This is a genomic window from Collimonas fungivorans (assembly GCF_028292705.1).
GTDB lineage: Bacteria > Pseudomonadota > Gammaproteobacteria > Burkholderiales > Burkholderiaceae_D > Collimonas > Collimonas fungivorans_B.
In genome coordinates this window covers 1-6026 of the sequence record NZ_JAQGLV010000328.1, presented here as the reverse complement: position 1 = coordinate 6026, position 6026 = coordinate 1, and the positions used below count along the sequence as shown (strand labels likewise).

Annotated in this window: 6 protein-coding genes; 3 read left to right on the top strand and 3 right to left on the bottom strand. The window is 59.4% G+C overall.

What is annotated here, in order from left to right; translation table 11 throughout:
• From JWQ61_RS18605 to gmk, 3 genes are all read right to left on the bottom strand, one after another.
• A partial coding sequence (locus JWQ61_RS18605) for a bifunctional (p)ppGpp synthetase/guanosine-3',5'-bis(diphosphate) 3'-pyrophosphohydrolase (protein WP_304361806.1) occupies positions 1-2204 on the bottom strand: 2204 nt, incomplete at its 3' end.
• Between the two features lie 33 nt (positions 2205-2237).
• Positions 2238-2441 carry a DNA-directed RNA polymerase subunit omega gene (gene rpoZ, locus JWQ61_RS18600; protein WP_014006295.1) on the bottom strand — a complete coding sequence of 68 codons (204 nt, stop codon included), beginning with the start codon at positions 2439-2441 and terminating at the stop codon, positions 2238-2240.
• A gap of 42 nt (positions 2442-2483) precedes the next feature.
• Entirely contained in the window at positions 2484-3128 is a 645-nt protein-coding gene (gene gmk, locus JWQ61_RS18595) for a guanylate kinase (RefSeq protein ID WP_014006294.1), read from the bottom strand.
• Between the two features lie 297 nt (positions 3129-3425).
• On the opposite strand from gmk, the gene JWQ61_RS18590 reads away from it, so the two are divergent.
• The 3 genes from JWQ61_RS18590 to JWQ61_RS18580 form a co-directional block, all read left to right on the top strand.
• The gene (locus JWQ61_RS18590) at positions 3426-3674 is read left to right on the top strand and encodes a DUF2164 domain-containing protein (protein ID WP_120235689.1); all 249 of its coding nucleotides are present in this window, start codon (positions 3426-3428) and stop codon (positions 3672-3674) included.
• Positions 3675-3817: 143 nt separating this feature from the next.
• Positions 3818-5278: a threonine synthase gene (gene thrC, locus JWQ61_RS18585; protein ID WP_304361805.1), complete on the top strand. Its 1461-nt coding sequence runs from the start codon at positions 3818-3820 to the stop codon at positions 5276-5278.
• 32 nt (positions 5279-5310) lie between these two features.
• A partial coding sequence (locus tag JWQ61_RS18580) for a molybdopterin molybdotransferase MoeA (RefSeq protein WP_304361804.1) occupies positions 5311-6026 on the top strand: 716 nt, incomplete at its 3' end.

Genomic DNA, 6026 nt, shown 5'->3' with positions numbered 1-6026 from the left:
TCTTCGACCTGGATGGTGAAGATCAGCTGGGTCATCAGCTGGTCCTTGTCGTCATCCATGTTGACGTAGATGATGTTGGCGTCGGAATCGCCGATTTCGGCGGCGACGCGGGCCAGGATGCCTTTGTCGTTATGCACCAGCACCTTGATGCGGCAATCGAAACGGCGGTTCAGGTCCTCGCCCCACAGCACTTCGATCCAGCGGTCCGGATCCTTGTTGCGCTGGCGCTTGGCGATATTGCAGTCTTCGGCGTGCACCACCAGGCCCTGGTCGCGTTTCAGCTGGCCGGTGATATGGTCGCCCGGGATCGGCTGGCAGCACGGCGACAGCTGCACCGATACACCTTCGCTGCCATAGATCACCACCGGATCCATCTTGCCTGGAGCAGCGACGCCTTCCATGTCAAGCAGCGGCGTCACCAGCGGCTCGTTTTCCAGCAAGCCCATGATATGGCGCGCCACCAGGGTCGCCATGCGCTTGCCGACGCCGATGTCGGCATAGATTTCATCGAGCGACTTGGCGCTGGATTCATTCAGCAGGCGGTCGACCACGATAGGCGCCAGCACCGGATTCAGGTTGAGCATCGCCAGCGCCTGCGACAACAGCCGCTGGCCGAGTTCCACCGACTCGCTCAGGTTGATGGTGCGCAGGTGATGGCGGATGGCCGAACGCGCCTTGCCGGTACGCACGAAGCTGAGCCAGTTAGGACTCGGGCGCGAACTGGGCGAGGTAATGATTTCGACGATGTCGCCGTTATGCAGCTCGGTGCGCAGCGGCGCCGGTTCGTGGTTGATCTTGGCGGCGATGGTCTGGTCGCCGACGTCGGTATGGATGGTGTAGGCAAAATCCAGCGCCGTGGCGCCGCGCGGCAAGGCAATGATTTTCGATTTCGGCGTGAACACATAAACCGAATCGGGGAATAGGTCGACCTTGACGTGCTCCAGGAATTCCGCCGAATCGCCGGTCTGTTTCTGGATGTCGAGCAGCGACTGCAGCCAGGCATGGGTGCGCTGCTGCAGGTCGCTCAGGTTGCCTTCTTCATCCTTGTACAGCCAGTGCGCGGCCACGCCCGACTCGGCCACGCGATGCATGTCCTGGGTGCGGATCTGGAATTCCACCGGCGTGCCGTAAGGGCCGATCAGGGTAGTGTGCAGCGACTGGTAGCCGTTCAGCTTGGGAATCGCGATGTAATCCTTGAACTTGCCAGGCATCGGCTTGTACAGCGCATGCAGGGTGCCGAGCGCCAGGTAGCAGTTGGCGAAGGTGTCGACCACGATGCGGAAGCCGTAGACATCCAGCACCTGGGAAAACGATAGGTGCTTGTTGTGCATCTTGCGGTAGATGCCGAACAGGCTTTTCTCGCGGCCGTCTATCTGCGCATTGATGCCGGTCGCCGCCAGCGTGGTGCTGACCGATTCCAGGATCTTGCTGACCACTTCGCGGCGGTTGCCGCGCGCAGCCTTGACTGCCTTGGCCAGGGTGCGGTGGCGCAGCGGATACAGATGCGAGAACGCCAGTTCCTGCAGTTCGCGGTAAATATTGTTGAGGCCCAGCCGATGCGCGATCGGGATGTAGACCTCCATGGTCTCGCGCGCGATGCGGCGTTTCTTTTCCGGGATCATCACGCCCAGCGTGCGCATGTTGTGCAGGCGGTCGGCCAGCTTGACCAGGATCACGCGCACATCGCGCGCCATGGCCAGCAGCATCTTGCGGAAATTTTCGGCCTGGGCTTCGATCTGGCTCTGGAATTCGATCTTGTCCAGTTTCGACAAGCCATCCACCAACGTTGCTACCGGCGCCCCGAAGCGTTCGATCAGCTCGTCTTTCTTGACGTCCTGGTCTTCCATGACGTCGTGCAGCAGGGCAGCCATGATCGCTTGCGCGTCCAGCTTCCAGTCGGCGCAGATTTCGGCGACGGCGATCGGATGCGAGATATAAGGTTCACCGGATTTGCGCATCTGGCCCAGATGCATTTCATCCGAAAAGCGATACGCTTCCTTGACTTTCTTCAGCTCGGCTGGAGTCAGGTATTCGGCAAGCTTGGTGGTCAGGTGCGTGATCGAGGCAACGCCGGGTTGAAGCACGGGCTGGTGATCTGGCAAGGGAGGAGTGTTCGCGGGTTTTCTGGCTGAGCGGGGGGAAGCCGCCCGTTTTTTAGTGGTTGCGGCTGATGACAGGCTTGAATCTGGAGATGTCAGGTTCATACTGGATAGTTATCAGCCGCATGATGTTAATGGTTAACCAGGTACCTTCTTCAGCATTTCGATACCAATCTTGCCGGCAGCGATTTCGCGCAGGGCGACCACGGTTGGCTTGTCTTTTGCGTCAATCTTGGCGGTATGGCCTTGCAGCAGCTGGCGTGCGCGATATGTCGCGGACAGCGTCAGCTGGAAGCGGTTAGGAATCTGTTTCAAACAATCTTCGATGGTGATGCGTGCCATATATTCTCCGGAAAAACGGTATTGCAGGGTGTTGACTTAATATTAACTTAAATTGGCGTGTATGCCTAATTGGGCAAACAAGGACGCGTTGCGCACTGCCTGCTGGGAAAAGCGGCAGCGAGTGGCTTTGACGATCGCTGTTAATTCCGACAGAGCAGATGCAAACTCTTGATTAATAATAACATATTCAAACTCGGGGGCGTGCGCGATTTCGCCGCCGGCGGCAAGGATGCGGCGCGTAATGACCTGCGGTTCATCCTGGCCACGCTTTTTCAGGCGGTCTTCCAGCGCCGCAATCGACGGCGGCAGGATAAAAATGCCGACCGCGTGCGGGAACTGCTTCTTTACCTGCTGGGCGCCTTGCCAGTCGATTTCCAGCAAAACGTCGGTGCCTGACTGCATCTGTTCGGCAATCGCCAGGCGCGAAGTGCCGTAATAATTGGTGTGGACTTCGGCCCATTCCAGGAATTCGCCTTGCTTGTGGCGGGCGCGGAAGTCTTCGACGGTAGTGAAATGATACTCGCGGCCGTCCTGTTCACCCGGGCGCGGCGGCCGCGTGGTGTAGGAGATCGACAGCTTGATGGCCTGTTCCTGCGCCAGCAGGGCGTTGACCAGCGTCGATTTGCCGGCGCCGGAAGGTGCTACCACCATGAACAGGCTGCCGGACATGGGATGTTCGTCCGGCATGGCCGAACCGGCCAGCAGTTCGTTTGGTGATGTAGGTAGAAGTGGTGGTGTCATGACAGTCGAATAATGTGCAAGCTACAAGCATATTTAACATACTTGTATATAAGAGTGACATTGTATCAGCGCGGCAATAAGGCTGCAGCGCCGATTTGTATCTTTCCCGCATAGGACGAACTGCCGGTATATTGGCTGTGTGATAACGGTTGCCTGGACCATGGTGTACATTTATGGGTTCTCAAAAAAGCGCAGCGCACCGGACGCTGCACTTTAATGATGTACAGATGACAAGGAGAGCCCATGGCGATCAAATTGCAGCAAAGCGAGCAGAAAGACCTGGTTGGAGCCATCCAGCGCTATTTCAACGAAAACATGGACGAACCGATCGGCGACCTGAAAGCCGGCATGCTGCTCGATTTCTGCCTGCGGGTGATCGGGCCCGGCATCTATAACCAGGCGATTGCCGATGCGCAGGCGCATATGGAGGCGAAAGTCTCGGATCTGGCGGTCGAGTGCTACGAAGAGACCGGTGACTACTGGAAAAAATAAGGGAAGAAAAAATAAGCCAGGATTTAAACTGAATACGGACTCGCCGCCCAGGCGCAAAGCTGACAGCAGCGAGGCAGCGAACGCTATAATGCAGGCAGCAGCTTCTATATTGATCCGCAATCCTAAATAACGCCATCCACACTATGCATTATGTTTCCACTCGCGGCCACGCAGCTGCGCAAAATTTTTCCGAAATCCTGTTAGGCGGGCTGGCCCCGGATGGCGGCCTGTACCTGCCTGAGAAATATCCGCAAGTCACCGGCGCTGAACTGGATCAATGGCGGGGCCTGTCGTATGCCGACCTGGCGTTTGAAGTATTGAAGAAGTTTGCTACCGATGTGCCGGCCGCCGATCTGAAGGCGCTGGCGCACAAGACCTACAGCGCCGAGGTCTACCGCAATGCGCGGGCGGGCGAAGACGCCGGCCAGATCACGCCCTTGCGCGTGCTGGAAGAAAAGGATGGCGGCAAGTTGCTGCTGCAAGGGCTGTCAAACGGCCCGACGCTCGCCTTCAAGGACATGGCAATGCAGTTGCTGGGCAACCTGTTCGAATATACGCTGGCCAAGAACGACGCCAAGCTGAACATTTTCGGCGCCACTTCCGGCGATACCGGCAGCGCGGCGGAATATGCGATGCGCGGCAAAAAAGGCATACGCGTCTTCATGCTGTCGCCGCACAAGAAGATGAGCGCATTCCAGACCGCGCAGATGTTCAGCCTGCAAGATCCGAACATCTTCAACATCGCGGTCGAAGGTGTGTTCGACGACTGCCAGGACATGGTCAAGGCGGTATCCAACGATCACGCCTTCAAGGCCAGCCAGAAGATCGGCACCGTCAACTCGATCAACTGGGCGCGCGTGGTGGCGCAGGTGGTGTATTACTTCCGCGGCTACCTGAGCGCGACCACCAGCAACGACCAGAAGGTATCGTTCACAGTGCCGTCGGGCAATTTCGGCAATATTTGCGCCGGCCATATCGCGCGCATGATGGGCTTGCCCATCGATAAGCTGGTGGCGGCCACCAACGAGAACGACGTGCTCGACGAATTTTTCCGCACCGGCATCTATCGGGTGCGCAAGTCGGCCGAGACCTATCACACCAGCAGCCCCAGCATGGACATCAGCAAGGCGTCCAATTTCGAGCGTTTCATCCACGATTTGCTGGATGGTGACAGCGAGCGCGTGCGCGCCCTGTTCCACAAGGTGGAAACCGCGGGCGGCTTCAGCCTGGCGGGCGGCCCCGGCAGCGACGGCGATGAATTTGCCAAGATCGGCCGCTTCGGCTTCCAGTCCGGCAAGTCGACCCATCAGGACCGGTTAGCCACCATCCGCGATATCGAACAGCGCTACGGCGTCATCATCGATACCCACACCGCCGACGGCGTCAAGGTGGCGCGCGAATACATGGTCCCGGGCGTGCCGATGATCGTGCTGGAAACCGCCTTGCCGGCCAAGTTCAACGAAACCATCCGCGAAGCGCTGGGACGCGACGCCGAGCGGCCGGCCGGTTTTGAAAACATAGAAGCGCTGCCGCAGCGCTTCGAAGTGATGGCGGCTGACGTGGCGCTGGTGAAGACCTTCATCGCCAGCCACACCGGCTTGTAAGCTTGCCGCGACCAGACATGCAAAAACCCCCGATGTTATCTGTCGACGAAGCCCTCGAAGTATTGCTGGCGGCGCCGCGGCCGCTGGTTGACAGCGCTGCCGTGGAACGAATCCCGACGTTGTCGGCCAACGGCCGGATACTGGCGGATGCCCAGGTTTCCCAGCTCAACGTGCCGCCTGCGGACAACACGCAGATGGACGGTTATGCAGTACGCGCCGCGGATTGCGCTGGAGGTGCTGCGCGGTTATCCATCTCGCAGCGGATCCCCGCCGGCCATGTCGGTGCGCCGCTGCAGGCCGGCACTGCCGCCCGCATCTTTACCGGCGCTATGATTCCAGAAGGCGCCGATGCCGTGGTCATGCAGGAAATGTGCGAGGCCGACGGCGATGCAGTCATCATCAAACATGCGCCGGCTGCCGGCGAATGGGTGCGCCGCGCCGGCGAAGATATCCGCAGCGGCAGCGTGATCCTGCCTGCCGGCACGCGCCTACGGCCGCAGCATCTCGGCCTGGCGGCCTCGGTCGGCCTGGAAACGTTGCCGGTGCTGCGCAAGTTGCGGGTGGCGGTGTTTTTCACCGGCGACGAACTGGCCATGCCCGGCCAGCCATTGAAGCCGGGCGCCATCTACAACTCGAACCGGTTCGTCTTGCGCGGCCTGCTGGAAAACCTGGGCTGCGAAATCAGCGATTACGGCATCGTCCCCGACAATCGCGAAGCAACCCGCGAGGCGCTGCGCCTGGCGGCGCA

Coding starts and splice junctions, on each gene's coding strand:
- rpoZ (WP_014006295.1), bottom strand. CDS start 2,441: ATGGCACGCATCACCATCGAAGATTGTTTGAAACAGATTCCTAACCGC.
- gmk (WP_014006294.1), bottom strand. CDS start 3,128: ATGCCGGACGAACATCCCATGTCCGGCAGCCTGTTCATGGTGGTAGCA.
- JWQ61_RS18590 (WP_120235689.1), top strand. CDS start 3,426: ATGGCGATCAAATTGCAGCAAAGCGAGCAGAAAGACCTGGTTGGAGCC.
- thrC (WP_304361805.1), top strand. CDS start 3,818: ATGCATTATGTTTCCACTCGCGGCCACGCAGCTGCGCAAAATTTTTCC.